The 15,731-nt window shown below is 70.1% G+C and carries 15 protein-coding genes, 1 pseudogene and 1 riboswitch; of the genes and pseudogenes, 7 read left to right on the top strand and 9 right to left on the bottom strand.

Features of this window, described 5'->3' with window-relative positions; all coding sequences use genetic code 11:
• Nucleotides 1-45 precede the first annotated feature (45 nt).
• The gene (locus tag AB0G17_RS05270; RefSeq protein ID WP_361375751.1) at nucleotides 46-1,191 is read left to right on the top strand and encodes a globin domain-containing protein; all 1,146 of its coding nucleotides are present in this window, start codon (nucleotides 46-48) and stop codon (nucleotides 1,189-1,191) included.
• 157 nt (nucleotides 1,192-1,348) lie between these two features.
• Here the strand turns inward: AB0G17_RS05270 and AB0G17_RS05265 are convergent, their stop codons facing one another.
• The 4 genes from AB0G17_RS05265 to AB0G17_RS05250 form a co-directional block, all read right to left on the bottom strand.
• A complete protein-coding gene (locus AB0G17_RS05265; RefSeq protein ID WP_361375748.1) occupies nucleotides 1,349-1,831 on the bottom strand; it encodes an NUDIX hydrolase in 483 nt (160 codons plus the stop codon).
• A gap of 39 nt (nucleotides 1,832-1,870) precedes the next feature.
• A complete protein-coding gene (locus tag AB0G17_RS05260) occupies nucleotides 1,871-2,767 on the bottom strand; it encodes a LysR family transcriptional regulator (RefSeq protein ID WP_361375745.1) in 897 nt (298 codons plus the stop codon).
• 188 nt (nucleotides 2,768-2,955) lie between these two features.
• Nucleotides 2,956-4,110: a cystathionine gamma-lyase gene (locus AB0G17_RS05255; RefSeq protein ID WP_361375742.1), complete on the bottom strand. Its 1,155-nt coding sequence runs from the start codon at nucleotides 4,108-4,110 to the stop codon at nucleotides 2,956-2,958.
• An 11-nt stretch (nucleotides 4,111-4,121) separates the two neighbouring features.
• Nucleotides 4,122-4,502, bottom strand: coding sequence for a phage holin family protein (locus AB0G17_RS05250; protein WP_361375739.1), 381 nt, complete (start codon nucleotides 4,500-4,502; stop codon nucleotides 4,122-4,124).
• Between the two features lie 50 nt (nucleotides 4,503-4,552).
• Between AB0G17_RS05250 and AB0G17_RS05245 the strand changes: the two genes are divergently transcribed.
• The 4 genes from AB0G17_RS05245 (at nucleotide 4,553) to AB0G17_RS05230 (ending at nucleotide 6,733) form a co-directional block, all read left to right on the top strand.
• Nucleotides 4,553-4,870, top strand: a complete 318-nt coding sequence (locus AB0G17_RS05245) for a cupin domain-containing protein (RefSeq protein ID WP_361375736.1) — start codon at nucleotides 4,553-4,555, stop codon at nucleotides 4,868-4,870.
• Between the two features lie 152 nt (nucleotides 4,871-5,022).
• Nucleotides 5,023-5,241 (top strand): DUF5326 family protein, encoded by a 219-nt coding sequence (locus tag AB0G17_RS05240; protein ID WP_361375733.1) that lies wholly within the window; start codon nucleotides 5,023-5,025, stop codon nucleotides 5,239-5,241.
• A gap of 188 nt (nucleotides 5,242-5,429) precedes the next feature.
• Nucleotides 5,430-6,200: a helix-turn-helix domain-containing protein gene (locus AB0G17_RS05235; protein ID WP_361375730.1), complete on the top strand. Its 771-nt coding sequence runs from the start codon at nucleotides 5,430-5,432 to the stop codon at nucleotides 6,198-6,200.
• A 98-nt stretch (nucleotides 6,201-6,298) separates the two neighbouring features.
• Entirely contained in the window at nucleotides 6,299-6,733 is a 435-nt protein-coding gene (locus tag AB0G17_RS05230; RefSeq protein WP_361375727.1) for an SsgA family sporulation/cell division regulator, read from the top strand.
• 7 nt (nucleotides 6,734-6,740) lie between these two features.
• On the opposite strand, the gene AB0G17_RS05225 is transcribed toward AB0G17_RS05230, so the two are convergent.
• Nucleotides 6,741-8,075: a YibE/F family protein gene (locus AB0G17_RS05225; RefSeq protein WP_361375724.1), complete on the bottom strand. Its 1,335-nt coding sequence runs from the start codon at nucleotides 8,073-8,075 to the stop codon at nucleotides 6,741-6,743.
• A gap of 71 nt (nucleotides 8,076-8,146) precedes the next feature.
• Nucleotides 8,147-8,281: riboswitch (TPP riboswitch) on the top strand.
• Here AB0G17_RS05225 and thiC point away from each other — a divergent pair.
• Nucleotides 8,274-10,052, top strand: coding sequence for a phosphomethylpyrimidine synthase ThiC (thiC, locus tag AB0G17_RS05220; protein WP_361375721.1), 1,779 nt, complete (start codon nucleotides 8,274-8,276; stop codon nucleotides 10,050-10,052). (Overlaps the previous riboswitch by 8 nt.)
• 207 nt (nucleotides 10,053-10,259) lie before the next feature.
• On the opposite strand, the gene AB0G17_RS05215 is transcribed toward thiC, so the two are convergent.
• The 3 genes and pseudogenes from AB0G17_RS05215 to AB0G17_RS05205 all read right to left on the bottom strand — a co-directional run.
• Nucleotides 10,260-11,108 (bottom strand): hypothetical protein, encoded by an 849-nt coding sequence (locus AB0G17_RS05215; protein ID WP_361375718.1) that lies wholly within the window; start codon nucleotides 11,106-11,108, stop codon nucleotides 10,260-10,262.
• A gap of 172 nt (nucleotides 11,109-11,280) precedes the next feature.
• Nucleotides 11,281-12,438 (bottom strand): metallophosphoesterase, encoded by a 1,158-nt coding sequence (locus AB0G17_RS05210; RefSeq protein ID WP_361375715.1) that lies wholly within the window; start codon nucleotides 12,436-12,438, stop codon nucleotides 11,281-11,283.
• Nucleotides 12,439-12,685: 247 nt separating this feature from the next.
• A pseudogene (locus AB0G17_RS05205) lies at nucleotides 12,686-13,792 on the bottom strand (LacI family DNA-binding transcriptional regulator); the annotation flags it as partial.
• 403 nt (nucleotides 13,793-14,195) lie between these two features.
• On the opposite strand from AB0G17_RS05205, the gene hisC reads away from it, so the two are divergent.
• Nucleotides 14,196-15,275 (top strand): histidinol-phosphate transaminase, encoded by a 1,080-nt coding sequence (hisC, locus tag AB0G17_RS05200; RefSeq protein ID WP_361375712.1) that lies wholly within the window; start codon nucleotides 14,196-14,198, stop codon nucleotides 15,273-15,275.
• Here hisC and AB0G17_RS05195 read toward each other — a convergent pair.
• On the bottom strand, nucleotides 15,272-15,697 hold the full coding sequence (locus tag AB0G17_RS05195) for a cyclophilin-like fold protein (protein WP_361375709.1): 426 nt from the start codon (nucleotides 15,695-15,697) through the stop codon (nucleotides 15,272-15,274). The genes hisC and AB0G17_RS05195 overlap by 4 nt on opposite strands.
• Nucleotides 15,698-15,731 lie beyond the last annotated feature (34 nt).

Here is a 15,731-nt window from a genome sequence, read left to right as displayed (position 1 = left end):
CCGGACGTCGGTAACTGCGGCCAGAGGTTCGAGGCGAGACAAGGGATGAACGCTCCGACCAATACGTCGACCGACGCTGTGCTGATACGCCGCACCCTCGCGGAGATCGCACCTTTAGCGGACAAGGTCACGTCGTACTTCTACGCTCTGCTCTTCATAGGCGATCCAGAGCTGCGCACGCTCTTTCCGGCGGCGATGGACGCCCAGCGGGACCGGCTGCTCAAGGCGCTGCTCACGGCCGCCGAGCATCTGGAGAACACCGCCACACTCACTGAATACCTACGCCACCTGGGCCGGGGCCACCGTAAGTACGGCACCCGGCCCGAGCATTACCCGGCCGTCGGAGAAGCGCTGATCGGGGCGCTGGGGCGGTACGCCGAGAAGACCTGGGACGAGGCGACTCAGGTCGCCTGGGTCCGGGCGTACACGACGATGTCGCAGATCATGATTGACGCGGCCGACGAGGACGAACTGCGCCGGCCCGCCTGGTGGTACGCGGAGGTCGTCTCGCACGACCTGAGGACCCCGGACATCGCGGTGGTCACCCTCCGCCCGGACCAGCCGTACCCCTTCCTGGCCGGGCAGTACACGACGCTGGAGACGCCCTGGTGGCCGCGGATCTGGCGGCACTACTCGCTGGCCTCGGCGCCCCGCTCCGACGGGCTGCTGTCGCTGCACGTCAAGGCTGTGCCGGCCGGCTGGGTCTCCGGGGCGCTGGTCCACCGTGCCCGGCCGGGCGACACCCTGCGGCTGGGTCCGCCCGCCGGGTCGATGGTGGTCGACCACACCACCGACAACGGCCTGCTCTGTCTGGGTGGCGGCACCGGCATAGCGCCCATCAAGGCGCTGGTCGAGGACGTCGCCCGGTACGGCGAGCGGCGGCCCGTCGAGGTCTTCTACGGCGCCCGCAGCAATCATGATCTCTACGACATGGACACCCTGCTGCGGATGGAGCAGGAGCACTCCTGGCTGTCGGTGCGCCCGGTGGTCTCGGATGCCCCTGGCCGGGGGCTCAGGGGGCGGCTCCCGGACGCGGTGCGCGAGTACGGGCCGTGGACCTCGTACGACGCCTATGTGTCGGGGCCGCCGGGCATGATCCGCAGTGGGGTGACCACCCTGCGGGACATCGGGATCCCCTCGGACCGCATTCGCCACGACTCGGTCGAGGAGCTCGTCGCGGCGAACGACTGAGGCACGGCCGACCACTGGGGCACGGCGAAGAACTGCGCACGGCAAAGGACTGACGCGCGGTGAACGACTGGCGCACGGCGCGCGGCGCACGGCGCGCGGCGCGCGGCGCACGGCCGGGGCATGGCACAACGCCGACGGCCGTGCGCCCGGCGGGGGATCAGCCCAGGTCGGGCGCGTGCATCGCGCGGACGCCCTCGATGTTGCCGTCGAGGTAGTGCCGCAGCGACAGCGGAACGAGGTGGACGGAGGCGATACCGACGCGGGTGAACGGGATCCGTACGATCTCGTACTCGCCGCACGGCTCGTCCACCTCGGGGCCGTGCCGCAGTGACTCGTCCATCGATTCGAGTCGGCAGACGAAGAAGTGCTGCACCTTCACGCCGGTCGCGCCGCCGTCGGCGCCGATGTGCTCGACGGTGTCGACGAAACAGGGCACGACGTCGGTGATCTTCGCGCCGAGCTCCTCGTGCACCTCGCGGTGCAGGGCCTCGACGACGGTGGAGTCCTCCGGCTCGACGCCGCCACCGGGGGTGAGCCAGTACGGATCCATGCCGGGCTTGGTGCGCTTGATCAGGATCAGGTCGTCGCCGTCCAGCAGGACGGCTCGTGCGGTGCGCTTGACCACGGGTCGGACGGTCATGGGAGGAATGTGGCCCGTGGCGGCGCCCGCGAAACTCCCTCAGCTCCAGTCGACCGCGGCGCGCAGCAGCCACTCCTGCGCCCGCGCGATGTGCGGCAGGGCGAGCGTGCCCGTGCGCACCGCCAGGAAGTAGGTCCGCAGCGGGGGCACCGGCGGGTCGAGCAGGGCCACCAGCTCACCGCGCTCCAGCGCCCCCTCGCACAGATAGCGCGGCAGTACGGCCAGGCCGGCGCCCGCCCTCACCGCCTCCAGGACCGCCCGCAGGTCGGGCGCGATCACCGTGCCCGCGGCGGCCGGCTTGGTGTCGAAGACCGCCGCCCAGTAGCGCGAGACGAACGGGAGCGACTCGTGCACCTCCACCACCGGAATGTGCTCCAGTACGCCGGGGCCGCCGCGCCGTAACGCCCCCGGCGCGACCCGCGAGGCCCAGCGCACCCCCGCGACCAGGACGTGCTCCTCGTCGCAGAGCGGGGTCGCGCTGAGCAGCCGGCCACGGGGGCGGGCCGTGGCGATGGCCAGGTCGTGGTGGCCCGCCGCCAGGCCTTCCAGGGTCTCCTCGGCGTTGCCGAAGGAGGCCCGCAGCGCGAGTCCCTGCGGGACCAGGCAGGTCAGTGCCGGCAGGGCGCGCAGCGAGGTGAACTCCGGTGGCCCAGCGAGGTGGAGGGTGCGTACGCCCGACTCCTCGTACGCGCCGGACTCCGCGATCTCGACCAGCGCGTCCAGGTGCGGGGCGGCCCGCTGGGCGAGTTCGTCGCCGACGGTCGTCGGTGTGACCCCGCGCGCCTGGCGCAGGAACAGCGGGCGTCCCAACTGCCTCTCCAGAGTGCGGATCTGGCTGGTCACAGCGGGCTGCGAGAGCCCGAGCAGGGCGGCGGCCCGGGTGAAGGATCCCGCGCGGTGGACCGTGACGAACGTCCGCAGCAGGGCGAGGTCCATGGATGCCCTCCCATCCCGAACTGCCTCACAACGTCCCCGGCCGGACACAACTATAAATATGTCGATAGGTCTCTGTCGCTACCGTGATTGGACACTGACACAGAGTCAACTAGCCTTGGTGACACGGTTCTTGACGCGTGGAACCGGGGCGGTCCGAGCCATGAGGGGGGAGGCTCGGACCGCCCGTCTCATGCTCCGGCGGCCGAGGCCTCGTCCAGCGCCCGCCGTACGTCGGCGACGAGGTCCGCGGTGTCCTCGGCCCCGGCCGAGAAGCGGATGAAGCCCTCCGCGACCTTGTCACCGCCCCAGCGGCCGCGCCGCTCGGCCGTGGAGCGCACCCCGCCGAAGCTCGTGGCGTCGTCCACCAGCCGCAGCGCCGCCAGAAACCGCTCCGCGTACGCGCGGTCGGGCAGGTCGAAGGAGACGACACAGCCGAAGCGGCGCATCTGCGCGGCCGCCTGCCGGTGCGCGGGGTCGGACGGCAGCCCGGGATGGCGCACCCCGCTCACCTCCGGGCGCTCAAGCAGTGCCTCGGCGACGGCCAGCGCGTTCGCCGACTGCCGGTCCGCGCGCAGCTGGAGCGTGGCCAGCGAGCGGTGCGCCAGCCAGGCCTCCATCGGGCCGGGGATCGCCCCGACGACCTTGCGCCATTGGCGTACGCGCGCGGTGAGCCCGGGATCCCGGCAGACCACATAGCCGAGCAGCAGATCACCGTGGCCGGTGAGGCCCTTGGTGCCGCTGGCCACCGCGAAGTCCGCGCCGAGCTCCAGCGGGCGCTGGCCGAGCGGAGTCGCCAGCGTGTTGTCGACGGCGACCAGCGCGCCCGTCTCGTGGGCGGCCCGCGCCAGCCGGCGGATGTCGCAGACGTCCAGGCCCGGATTGGACGGCGTCTCGATCCACAGGAGGGCCGCGCCGTCCAGGACGGCCAGCTGGGCGTCGCCCGCGGTCGGCGCGGTGCGCACCTCGACGCCGTACGCGACGAGCTGCTCGCGCACCAGGGGCAGCGCCTGGTAGCCGTCGTCCGGCAGGACCACGACGTCGCCCACGCGCGCGTGGGAGAGCAGAACCGCCGATATCGCGGCCATGCCGGAGGCGAACACGACCGCCTCGGCGGGCGCGTCCGGGGACTCCAGCTCGGCGAGCGCGCGCTCCAGATGGGTCCACGTGGGATTGGTGTCCCGGCCGTAGGTGTAGGGGCCCACGGCCTCGCCCGGGAGGTGGAAGTGCGCGGCGAACACCGGCCCCGGCAGCGACGGTTCGTACGCCACCGGGTCCGGGAGCCCGGCCCGCACCGCTCTGGTGCCGTCACCCGGCGCCGAAGGAGGGTTCACCCCGGAGGTCATCCGCGCCGCCCTCAGTCGTTGTCGTCGGGCAGGACGACGTTCAGTGCCCAGGACACGATCGAGATGATCAGGCCGCCGAGGAGAGCGGTCCAGAAGCCCTCGACGTGGAAGTTGAGGTCGAGCTTCCCGGCCAGCCACGAGGTGAGCAGCAGCATCAGGGCGTTGATCACGAAGGTGATCAGGCCGAGCGTGAGGATGAACAGCGGGAACGAGAGGAACTTCACGACCGGCTTGACGAAGGAGTTCACCAGGCCGAAGACCAGCGCGACCAGAATCAGTGTCAGGGCCTTCTTGCCGGTGCTGTCACCGGTGAGCGTGATGTTCTTGACCAGCCAGATGGCCACGGCCAGGGCCGCCGCGTTGGCGAGCGTCTTGACTACGAAATTCTTCATGTGTCTGATCGTGGCAGACGTGATCGGTACCAGTGCAGGGGCGGACGGCGATGAAGCAATTCCGGCTTGACGAACTCGACGCGGAGCGCGCCGCCAACGACGGCGCGTACCTGCAGTTTCTACGGGAAAGGAACATGTCGGCCGGGTTGTACGCGCTGGACGCGGGCGACCAGGACCCGCAGCAGCCGCACGCCCAGGACGAGATCTACTTCGTGGTGAGCGGCCGGGCCTCCATCACGGTCGGCCTGGAGACCACCGAGGTGGCACGGGGCAGCGTCGTCTACGTGCCGGCCGGGGTCGCCCACCGGTTCCACCACATCGCGGAGGACCTGCGGGTTCTGGTCGTCTTCTCTCCCCCTGAGAGCTGAGGGCGACCCCCGGGTTTCCCTAAGGGTCCGGTCAGGGGAGATCAAGGGCTGCGAGGCCCCCGTTCGGTACCCCCGCGCCCCTAGCATCGAGGGTGTCGAAGGCAGCAGCCCGAGATTCCAGGAGACCGACGATCAAGAAAGAGGTACGGACGATGGCCGCACGGGAGATATTCACGGGGATGCCCTGGTGGGTGAAGTGGGTCGCCGTGCCCGTCATCGCCCTGGTCGTATTCGGCGGTCTCATCGCCAGTGTGGTCGGGTTCCTGTTCTCGCTGCTCTTCAAGGCGCTGATCTTCGTGGCCCTGGCCGGCGGTCTCATCTACGTCGTCCGGCGGTTCATGTCCTCGTCGTCCTCGCGCGGCGACTGGTAGGCGCCGAGGCGCATTTCGTACGGGCGTGGTCCCGCGAAGGCACAGCGCTCGTACAGAACGGCCCGGGATTAGCCCGCTTGAGGGACGGCGAGGCCAAACCCCTCGTGGCACCGGAGGCGGCCGTTATGGTGAAAACCTCTGCTGCCTCGGGCGGGCTCCTTGCCCGTCAGGACGCCTGGGGGTGACCTGTGGCCACGGCCGCGAACGCCGGTGTCCCTACCCTGATCGGTTCGGTCCAGCGGGCCTTGCGCCTGCTGGAGGCCGTGGGAGCCCATACGGACGGCGCTCCTGCCAAACAGCTGGCCCGGGAGGCCGGGCTGCCGCTCCCCACCGCGTACCACCTGCTGCGCACCCTCACCCACGAGGGCTATCTGCGCAGGGAGAACGGTGTGTTCGTGTTCGGCGAGGCGGCCGAGCGGCTGGCGGACGGCGGGGCGATGCAGAATCGTCGCACCAAGATCAGCCGGTCCCTCGCGGAGTGGCGTGACGCCATCGGGGTCCCCGTCTACTTCGCGGTCTACCGCGAGGGTGAGATCGAGATCGCCGGGGTGGCCGACACGCCGTCGGCCCCGGCCGTCGAGGAGTGGGCCGACTTCCGGGAGACCGGACACGCGCACGCCATCGGCCAGTGCCTGCTGAGCCAGCTCGACGAGAAGGCCCGCGAGGACCATCTGGACCGGCACCCCGTCCGCGCGGTCACGCCCTATTCCGTACGCGACCGCCGCGCCCTCCTGGACCGTCTCGCGACTACGGAGCGTATGCAGCCGGTGGTCGAAAGGCAGGAGTACGCGCTGGGTACGGTCTGCGCCGCCATCCCGGTCCCGGCGGGTTCCGGAGCCGCCACCATGGCCATCTCCCTCCCCCTTCACCAGCAAGAACGGCTGATTCCGGCGATCGAGCAGCTCCGCGGCGAGGTGGGCCGGCTCCTCGGTTCCCTCGCGTTCTCTATCAGTATCTGAAAACTCACTCCTTGTGATCTTTTAGTGGTTCCAGCACGATTGCGTCAAGAGGGCCAGGGGGATCATTCCTGGCCATTTCAGCTACAGCGGGGTACGTGATGCGTGAGGTCCTGGCAGAGGTCATGATGAGCTTCCTCGTCTCCGAGGAGCTCTCCTTCAGGATCCCGGTGGAGCTCGCGTACCGCGCCGACGATCCGTACGCGGTCCGCATGACCTTCCACCTTCCCGGGGACGAACCCGTGACCTGGACGTTCGGGCGGGAACTGCTGCTCGACGGCATCAACACCCCCACCGGTGACGGGGATGTGCACATCGCGCCCTCCCGCCCCGAGGAGCTCGGCGACGTCCACATCCGCCTCCAGGTCTCCGGCGAACGGGCGCTCTTCCGGGCCGGGGCGGGCCCGCTGGTGGCCTTCCTCGACCGCACCGACAGGCTCGTACCGCTGGGACAGGAGCGCGCGTTCGGCGACTTCGACGGACATCTGGACGAGGCGCTGGGGCGGATCCTGGCCGAGGAGCAGAACGCGGGCTGAGCGCCGCCTACTTCTTGCGGCGCCGGCCGCGTCCGCCCCGCACCGGACCGCGGGCCCCGGCGGCTGGGCGGTCGGCCGAGACCACCAGCGCCGCCAGGGCGGTGGTCACCGGCACCGAGGCCACCAGGCCGATCGAGCCCACCAGCGTCCGGACGATCTCCTCGGCGACCAGCTCGCTGTTGGCCACCGTCCCCACGCTGCTCTGTGCGATCGAGAACAGCAGCAACAGCGGGAGCGCCGCGCCCGCGTACGCCAGGACCAGGGTGTTGACCACCGACGCGATGTGGTCGCGGCCGATCCGGATGCCCGCCCGGTACAGCCCGCGCGGGCCCATCGTCGGGTTGGCCTCGTGGAGCTCCCAGACCGCCGACGTCTGGGTGACCGTCACATCGTCGAGCACACCGAGCGATCCGATGATCACGCCGGCCAGCAGCAGGCCGGACATGTCGATGTTCGGGTAGAGCCCGTGGATCAGGCCGGTGTTGTCGTCGGTGTTGCCGGTCAGCGAGGCCCAGCCGATGAAGAGCGACCCGAGCAGCCCGATCAGGACGAGTGAGACCAGCGTGCCGAGCACGGCGACCGAGGTGCGCGCCGACAAGCCGTGGCACATGTACAGCGCGATCAGCATGATCGCGCTCGACCCGACCACCGCGACCAGCAGCGGATTCGAGCCCTGGAGGATCGCGGGAAGGATGAAGAGCGTCAGCACGGCGAACGACACGACCAACGCGACGAGCGCCATCACCCCGCGCAGCCGCCCGACGACCACGACCGCGAGCGCGAAGATGCCCGCGAGCAGCGCCATCGGGAGCCGCCGGTTCACATCGGTCACCGAATACTGCAGGTCGTGCGGGGCGTCGGGGGCGTACGCGACGATCACGCCCTGCCCCTTGTGCAGTTGGCGCGGGGCATCCGGCTGGACGATCTCCGTGAACGTGCGGCCCTTCTCCTTGCCGCTGGTGACCTCGATGGTCGCCTTGGCGCACTGGCCCTGCTGGGAGCGCTTGGCCTCCTGGCCCTCGGGAGTCGAGGTGTCGCCGGTCGGCGGGGTCTGGCCGGCGTTGACCGTCTTGCAGTCGACCTTCTGGAGGGCGACCACCTTCGCCTGCTGGGTCTGGCGGTCGAAGCCGACCCCGGTGCGCTGGTGCGAGGGCGTCCCGCCGGGCCACAGGACGGCCAGGCCGACCACGACCGCCACCGAGAACGGGATCAGCACGGCGGCGATCACCTTGCGCAGGTGCTTCGAGACGGGCGCCGCGGGGCCGTGGCTGTGGGTGTGTCCATGGCCCTGGCCGTGCGGGTGTCCGTGGGCGTCTTCGGGGGGCTGCTCTGCTGACGTCACCGCCCGATCATCGCAAGAACGGCGGGGGCCCTCTGTTCAGCGCGCTGGAAATGGCGCTAGCGTGGTGACACCTTTGCACACGCGGGAGCTCGGAGCACCGGGCTGAGAGGGCGCTGAAAGCCGTACGAACCGTACGGAAGCGGCTGCGCCGACCGCCGAACCTGTTACCGGGTAATGCCGGCGTAGGGAGTAGGTCTCATGACCATTCAGGACGCACGCACGCCTGCCTCGAACCAGAACGAGGCCGGGAAGTCCATCGGCTGGCACAAGGGATACGTCGAGGGCTCGCGTCCCGACCTCCGGGTGCCGGTCCGCCAGGTGCACCTCACCAACGGCAAGGACGTCACGCTGTACGACACGTCCGGGCCGTACACGGACCCGAACATCGAGACGGACGTCCGCCGGGGACTCGCCCCGCTCCGGGAGAACTGGATCATCGCGCGCGGCGACACCGAGGAGTACGCGGGCCGCCCCGTCCGCCCCGAGGACGACGGCATCAAGCACACTTCGCCGCGCGGCGGCCTGAAGAACCTCGACGCGGTGTTCCCGGGCCGCCCGCGCCAGCCGCGCCGGGGCCGTGACGGCCAGGCCGTCACCCAGCTCGCCTACGCCCGCCGGGGCGAGATCACCCCGGAGATGGAGTACGTCGCGATCCGCGAGAACGTCTCCCCCGAGGTCGTGCGCGAGGAGATCGCGGCCGGGCGCGCCGTGCTGCCCGCCAACGTCAACCACCCCGAGATCGAGCCGATGATCATTGGCAAGCGGTTCCTGGTGAAGGTCAACGCCAACATCGGCAACTCCGCCGTCACCTCCTCCATCGAGGAGGAGGTCGACAAGATGACCTGGGCCACCCGCTGGGGCGCCGACACGGTCATGGACCTCTCCACCGGCCGCAACATCCACACCACCCGTGAGTGGGTGCTGCGCAACTCCCCCGTCCCGATCGGCACCGTGCCGCTCTACCAGGCGCTGGAGAAGGTCGACGGCCGCGCCGAGGAGCTGACCTGGGACATCTACAAGGACACGGTCATCGAGCAGGCCGAGCAGGGCGTCGACTACATGACGGTCCACGCGGGGGTGCTCCTGCGGTACGTGCCGCTCACCGCCCGCCGCAAGACCGGCATCGTCTCCCGCGGTGGCTCGATCATGGCCGCCTGGTGCCTCGCGCACCACAAGGAGTCGTTCCTGTACGAGAACTTCGAGGAGCTCTGCGAGATCCTCGCGGCGTACGACGTGACGTACTCCCTGGGTGACGGCCTGCGCCCGGGTTCGATCGCGGACGCCAACGACGAGGCGCAGTTCGCCGAGCTGCGCACCCTCGGTGAGCTCAACACGATCGCCAAGCGCCACAACGTCCAGACGATGATCGAGGGCCCGGGGCACGTCCCGATGCACAAGATCAAGGAGAACATCGACCTCCAGCAGGAGATCTGCGAGGAGGCGCCGTTCTACACGCTCGGCCCGCTGACGACCGACGTCGCCCCGGCGTACGACCACATCACCTCCGGCATCGGCGCGGCGATGATCGCCTGGTGGGGCACGGCGATGCTCTGCTACGTCACGCCCAAGGAGCACCTGGGTCTGCCGAACCGCGACGACGTGAAGACGGGCGTCATCACGTACAAGATCGCGGCTCACGCGGCGGACCTCGCCAAGGGGCACCCGGGCGCCCAGGAGTGGGACGACGCGCTCTCGGACGCCCGCTTCGAGTTCCGCTGGGAGGACCAGTTCAATCTGGCCCTCGACCCGGACACCGCGCGGGAGTTCCACGACGAGACGCTGCCCGCCGAGCCGGCGAAGACCGCTCACTTCTGCTCGATGTGCGGGCCGAAGTTCTGTTCGATGAAGATCTCGCAGGACATCCGGCGCGAGCACGGCGGGGACCTGGCGGCGACGGACATCGAAGCCGGAATGGCGGAGAAGTCCAAGGAGTTCGCCGAGGCGGGCAACCGCGTCTATCTGCCGATCGCGGAGTGACGTACGAGCCCCGATGTTTCACGTGAAACGGCGAGCCCTGTTTCACGTGAAACGGGGCAAGGACCTCTGTTTCACGTGAAACACGCGCAGCTGTGTGCGGCTCTGCGTGGCCGTGGTTTCACGTGAAACGAAGGTGACGCTGATTTCCCGGTCGGCTCCTGACGGTTCCGGGTGGTTTCACGTGAAACGGGCGCGCCCCGACTCCGTTTACTCCGGCGGGTGTTCGGGCCCCCCGAAGTCGGGACTGGTGAAGTCCGGGCTGGTGAAGCTGGGCCGGGTCCCCGTCGTCGACGGGTCGCCCGGGCTGTCGAAGTCGGGCCGGTCGTAGCCGAGGCTCGGCATCCGGCCCGTCGGGCGGCGTCTGGGCACGCCCGGACCGGCGCCCGGGGCGGCCAGCGCCTCACGCAGGAACGGGTAGATACCCCGCTCCACCAGGGCGTGGCGCCAGGCCTCCCGTGCCCGGGAGACCTCCTGCGCTCTCTCGTCGCCCACCTCGCCCTCCTCGGGCTCGGCGACGACCTGAGTGGAGCCGTTGCGGATCGCGGTGAGCAGGAGACTGATCGCGGCGGCGAGTATCGCGGCCGCGGTGAGTGCGCCGAAGAACCAGCCGGCCGTCAGTAAAGTGTCGGCGAAGGCGGGCTGTGGGTTGAGCATCTTCAGGATGTAGCCCACCAACAGGAAGATCGCGGCGGCGGTCCCGGCGAGGACGGGCGCCAACACGGCGACGACCGCGCCGACGCCCGCACCCGAGGTGGAATCCGGGCTGTCGATCACCGGAGCCGTCATCACCGAGCCGCGTTCCGATGTGAGCGCGGGGGTGGAGGGCGCACGCAGCTCCTCGCGCGCCTTGACGTAGTGGTCGTACTCGGCCGCCGCGGCCGCCGACACGAGAGCACCGGCGTTGAGCACCATCGTGCGCAACTGCTCGGTGTTGAGCCGTACTCCTACACCGGCCAGCTCGGGCCGGTCGGGCGCGGTGCGCAGTGCGTCGTCGAGGATCCGCTCGAACTCCGGGCGGTCCTCGGTCAGCAGGTGCGGAGCGCTGTTCATGTGCATCCCCCGATGCTCCGTAGGGCCGGAAAGCCCGCCTGATGAACGGGCAATCGGGCGGAAACGGAGGAGAGCCTGCTACGGATAAGCCGATGGTAGAGCGGTTACGGCACGGGGTGACAGGGTGTTTCCGAAATCACCTTGCCACCGCCCGAGCCGGTGCTTTCCCGATTACGCGTCAGTCATGCAGAGGCAACTGCACGACCAGCAGTTTTCCGGCCATGGTCACCCCGCCGTCCATCGCGATGGCGAGGCCGTCCGCGTACACATGCGGTCCCTCCACGACCGGACGGGAGTCTTCCTCGCCGTCTTCGGTGCCCACTTCGCCCAGGAGGTAGGGGATCGGGCTGTGTCCGTGGACCACCCGCTGCCCGCCGTACGCCGAGAGCAGCTCACGCGCGGCCTGCGGGCCCGACTCGTCGCGGAAGGCGAAGCGCTTGGTGAACTTCCGGAACAGGTCCCAGCATTCGTCGGCGTCGTTGCGGGTGAGCAGCGCGTGCACGGTGTCGTTCACGGCCTCGATGGAGTCGCCGTACTCCAGGTACGCGGTGGTGTCGGAGTGCATCAGCAGATGCCCGTCCTCCTCCTCGATCGCGTCGAGGCGGGACATCCACTGCAGATGGACGTCCTGGAGGCGGTCCATGTCGGCCTTCTGGCCGCCGTTGAGCAGCCAGGCGGCCTGGAAGGTGGCGGTTCCCGCACCGGAGTTGACCGGGGTGTCGCCGAAGCGCTTGGCGCCGATCAGGAGCAGCTCGTGGTTGCCCATGAGGGCCTTGCAGTAGCCGCCGGCGGCCGCGGCCTCGGCGGACAGCCGCATCACCAGGTCGATGACGCCGATGCCGTCGGGTCCGCGGTCGGTGAAGTCACCGAGGAACCAGAGGCGGGCATTGCCCGCGGCCCAGTTCCCGTCGACGTCGATCAGCCCCTGCTCGCGGAGCGCGGCCAGGAGTTCATCGAGGTAACCGTGGACGTCGCCCACGACGAAGAGCGGGCCGAGGCCGTCCGGCAGGGGCGCCGGGGCCGGGGCGGGGTCGCTCTCCACCCGGACCTGCACGGTGTCCCCCCGGTTGATCACCGGGAGGTCGCGTGCCGTCGGGGTGTAGCCCTCGGGCGGCTCGTCGTCCGGAAAGGCGTTCCCCGGGTGGATGTCCGCGGGAAACGCCTCCGCCGGGTGCACGGCCGCGGGAGGGTGCGGCTGCGCCGGTGGAGGCATCTCGACGGGTGGGGGCGGCGGCGGGACCTGCGCGGAATGCGCGGGAGCCTGCGCGTACGGAGGCACCCGGAAGTCACGCAACGTCTCCGTCCGCTCGGGTCCCTGACCGGCCCCCTGAGTCATCGACCCCTCCACCACCGTCGCGCCGCCGTACACCGTGGGACCCCCCTGGTCGGGCGGGGATCCGTGGTGTCGTTCGCCCATCATAGGAATGAGGCTCGTGCTGTGTGACGCACCAGGGGTGGTGAATCCGGGCGCGGTCGTGGTTCACCGGTTGTTATGTCCCCAATGTGTTGGTCTAGTCCTTGTCCGCATCGCTGTCGGGGCTCCTGTCCGGCACGTTCGGGTCCTGGCCGAGCCCCCTGCGGGGTTCCGCGACGGGGGAGCGCGGGGGGCTGACCGTCGTCCGCGGCGACCGGCGCTGCGACGACGTACGGACGATGAGTTCGGTCGGTATCACCTGCTCGATCGGGTGACCGTGGTCGATGCCCTCGATGGCGTCGATGAGCAGTTGGACCACGGCCGTGCCGATGCGCCGAGGCTTGAGCGAGAGGGTGGTGATGGGCGGTTCGGTGGTCGCGTACACGGTGGACTCGCTGCAGCAGACGAGCAGCAGGTCCTCGGGTACCCGCAGTCCGTATCTGCGGGCGGCCGCCAGCAGATCGGTGCCGTTGGGGTCGAACAGTCCGTACACGGCGTCGGGCCGGTCCGGGCGGGCGAGCAGCCGGTCGGCCGCGACGGCGCCCGCGCACGGGTCGTGGGCCGGGTAGGACTCGTAGACCGGGTCCTGCCCGACCCGCTCGCACCAGCGCAGATACGCCTCGGTGGAGAGCCGGGTATAGGTGTCGGTGGTGGTGCCGGTGAGGAGGCCGATCCGGCGGGCGCCGGCGGCTGCGAGATGGTCGAGCAGTTCGAGTACGGCGGCCTCGTGGTCGTTGTCGACCCAGGCGGTCACCGGCAGTGAACCCGCCGGGCGGCCGTCGGAGACCACCGGCAGCCCCTGACGGACCAGTTCGGTGACGACGGGGTCCTGGTCGGAGGGGTCGATCACGACGGTGCCGTCGAGGGCGACGTTCGACCAGACGTCCGCGGGGCTGCGGCGTGAGGTGGCGGGCAGAATGACGAGGGCGTAGCCGCGGGCGAGCGCCGCGGACGTCGCGGCCCTCGCCATCTCGGCGAAATAGGCGAACTCGGTGAAGGTGAAAGGTTCATCCCCGTAGGTCGTCACGGTCAGGCCGATCAAGCCGGACTTGCCGGTACGGAGCGTGCGGGCCGCTGCGGATGGGCGATAGCCCAGCCGGTCTGCGACCTCGCGGACGTGGCGGCGGGTGGCGTCGGGGAGCCGGCCCTTGCCGTTGAGCGCGTCGGAGACGGTCGTGATGGAGACACCGGCGGCGGCGGCCACGTCCCGAATGCCCGCCCGCCCCAGCCGGCGACCGGTCGACCGGCTCACCTGGTGCTTCCCTGCTGCTGTCATGGCGAGCCGATAGTAGGGCGAGGCGAGACAGTTGGACCGGGTGCATATGCACGCGTTGACAGGCACGTTTCTGCATGATCATTAGTGCCTAATGGCCTTGATTTCCATGGAAGTTAGAGGCAGTCGCGTTGTGGTGGCGGTTGTCGATCGGTGGGCGGCTGCCGAATGCCCGATGTTTCGAAGAGGTCTCAACTCACCTGCACGAGGGACGCGCGCCACGGCGCAAGCCACCGGCGCACGGCTCTGGCAGGGAGCGCTCCCCCTCCCGCGCGCTCACGTTCCCCAGGTCCGGGCGGGCCGGAGCGGCCGCCCCCGGAGGAAGCCCGTGGCCCTTCGCAGGGACGCCGAATCCTCATAAGGTGAGCAGTATTCGTACGGACGGAACGGTCGAGGAGGACCTGCGGTGAGCGAGACGAGCCCCAAGCTGCGCGCCGAGCTGGACGGCATCCCCACCTACAAGCCCGGCAAGCCTGCGGCGGCCGGCGGCCCCGTCGCGTACAAGCTGTCCTCCAACGAGAACCCGTACCCGCCGCTGCCGGGGGTGATGGAGAGTGCCATCGCCGCCGCCGGGAGCTTCAACCGCTACCCGGACATGGGCTGCACCGGTCTGATGAACGAGCTGGCCGACCGCTTCGGCGTGCCGCTCTCCCACCTCGCCACGGGCACGGGCTCGGTCGGCGTCGCCCAGCAGCTGCTTCAAGCCACCTCCGGCCCCGGTGACGAGGTCATCTACGCCTGGCGCTCCTTCGAGGCGTACCCGATCATCACCCAGATCAGTGGAGCGACGTCTGTCAAGGTGCCGCTGACCTCCGGCGATGTCCACGACCTGGACGCCATGGCCGAGGCGATCACCGAACGGACCCGGCTGATCTTCGTCTGCAACCCGAACAACCCGACCGGCACCGTGGTCCGCCGGGCGGAGCTGGAACGATTCCTCGACCGGGTGCCCTCGGATGTGCTGGTGGTCCTGGACGAGGCGTACAAGGAATTCGTCCGCGACGCCGACGTGCCGGACGGGCTGGAGATCTACCGCGACCGCCCGAACGTGGCGGTGCTGCGCACCTTCTCCAAGGCGTACGGACTCGCCGGGCTCCGGATCGGCTTCGCCGTCGCCCACGAGCCGGTGGCGGCGGCGCTGCGCAAGACGGCCGTCCCCTTCGGCGTCAGCCAGCTCGCCCAGGACGCGGCGGTCGCCTCCCTGCGCGCCGAGGACGAACTGCTCGGGCGTGTCGGCTCGTTGGTGTGCGAGCGCGAGCGGGTGCACGGCGGGCTGGTCGGCCAGGGCTGGACCGTGCCGGAGACGCAGGCGAACTTCGTCTGGCTGCGCCTGGGCGAGCGGACGGTCGAGTTCGCGCAGGCCTGTGAGGCGGCGGGCGTCGTCGTCCGGCCGTTCGCGGGCGAGGGCGTGCGGGTGACGATCGGCGAGACCGAGGCGAATGACCTCTTCCTCAAGGTGGCCGAGGGCTTCCGCAAGGGGAACTAGGGCCTGTCCGTCGCCGCCGGTTCGGCGGCCCCGCGACAGCCCTGGGCCGGGTCTCGGAGGCGGTCCACCCGGATCCGGTCGCCGGTGCGGACCGTGGCGAGCAGCCGCGGGTCCCCGTCGATCCGGCCGACGACGTTGCACGCGCTCGCCAGGCGGCACTCGTCGCCGCGCGAGACCGGCGTCGGGCCGTAGGGCAGCGCCAGTGCGTCGCCCTCGGTCCAGAACGCGACCGTGCCCGGCTCCACCACCTCGCGCGCGTCCGACTCCAGCACGGGGGAGACCGGAGTCTCGAAGTAGACCTCCTCGCCCCAGGTCCGGGCGGTGGAGATGATCGGGAGAGCCCCCGCGAGCGCCGCGCTTGTGGGGGTTTCGTCGAGGGTGGCGGTGAGCTGCCCGGTGGGCCAGGAGATCCGTATCTGCATAGGCTGAAATTCAACAATATGTTGAAGCCAGCGG

The organism is Streptomyces sp. NPDC023838, from assembly GCF_040639555.1.
In the GTDB taxonomy this organism is placed as follows: domain Bacteria; phylum Actinomycetota; class Actinomycetes; order Streptomycetales; family Streptomycetaceae; genus Streptomyces.
The sequence above is the reverse complement of the archived record's forward strand: the minus strand, read 5'-3'. Positions and strand labels throughout refer to the sequence as shown.

Excerpts from the sequence above, each read along its gene's own strand:
- AB0G17_RS05270 (WP_361375751.1), top strand. The coding sequence starts at position 46 with ATGAACGCTCCGACCAATACGTCGACCGACGCTGTGCTGATACGCCGC.
- AB0G17_RS05265 (WP_361375748.1), bottom strand. The coding sequence starts at position 1,831 with ATGACCGTCCGACCCGTGGTCAAGCGCACCGCACGAGCCGTCCTGCTG.
- AB0G17_RS05260 (WP_361375745.1), bottom strand. The coding sequence starts at position 2,767 with ATGGACCTCGCCCTGCTGCGGACGTTCGTCACGGTCCACCGCGCGGGA.
- AB0G17_RS05255 (WP_361375742.1), bottom strand. The coding sequence starts at position 4,110 with ATGACCTCCGGGGTGAACCCTCCTTCGGCGCCGGGTGACGGCACCAGA.
- AB0G17_RS05250 (WP_361375739.1), bottom strand. The coding sequence starts at position 4,502 with ATGAAGAATTTCGTAGTCAAGACGCTCGCCAACGCGGCGGCCCTGGCC.
- AB0G17_RS05245 (WP_361375736.1), top strand. The coding sequence starts at position 4,553 with ATGAAGCAATTCCGGCTTGACGAACTCGACGCGGAGCGCGCCGCCAAC.
- AB0G17_RS05240 (WP_361375733.1), top strand. The coding sequence starts at position 5,023 with ATGGCCGCACGGGAGATATTCACGGGGATGCCCTGGTGGGTGAAGTGG.
- AB0G17_RS05230 (WP_361375727.1), top strand. The coding sequence starts at position 6,299 with ATGCGTGAGGTCCTGGCAGAGGTCATGATGAGCTTCCTCGTCTCCGAG.
- thiC (WP_361375721.1), top strand. The coding sequence starts at position 8,274 with ATGACCATTCAGGACGCACGCACGCCTGCCTCGAACCAGAACGAGGCC.
- AB0G17_RS05215 (WP_361375718.1), bottom strand. The coding sequence starts at position 11,108 with ATGCACATGAACAGCGCTCCGCACCTGCTGACCGAGGACCGCCCGGAG.
- AB0G17_RS05210 (WP_361375715.1), bottom strand. The coding sequence starts at position 12,438 with ATGACTCAGGGGGCCGGTCAGGGACCCGAGCGGACGGAGACGTTGCGT.
- AB0G17_RS05195 (WP_361375709.1), bottom strand. The coding sequence starts at position 15,697 with ATGCAGATACGGATCTCCTGGCCCACCGGGCAGCTCACCGCCACCCTC.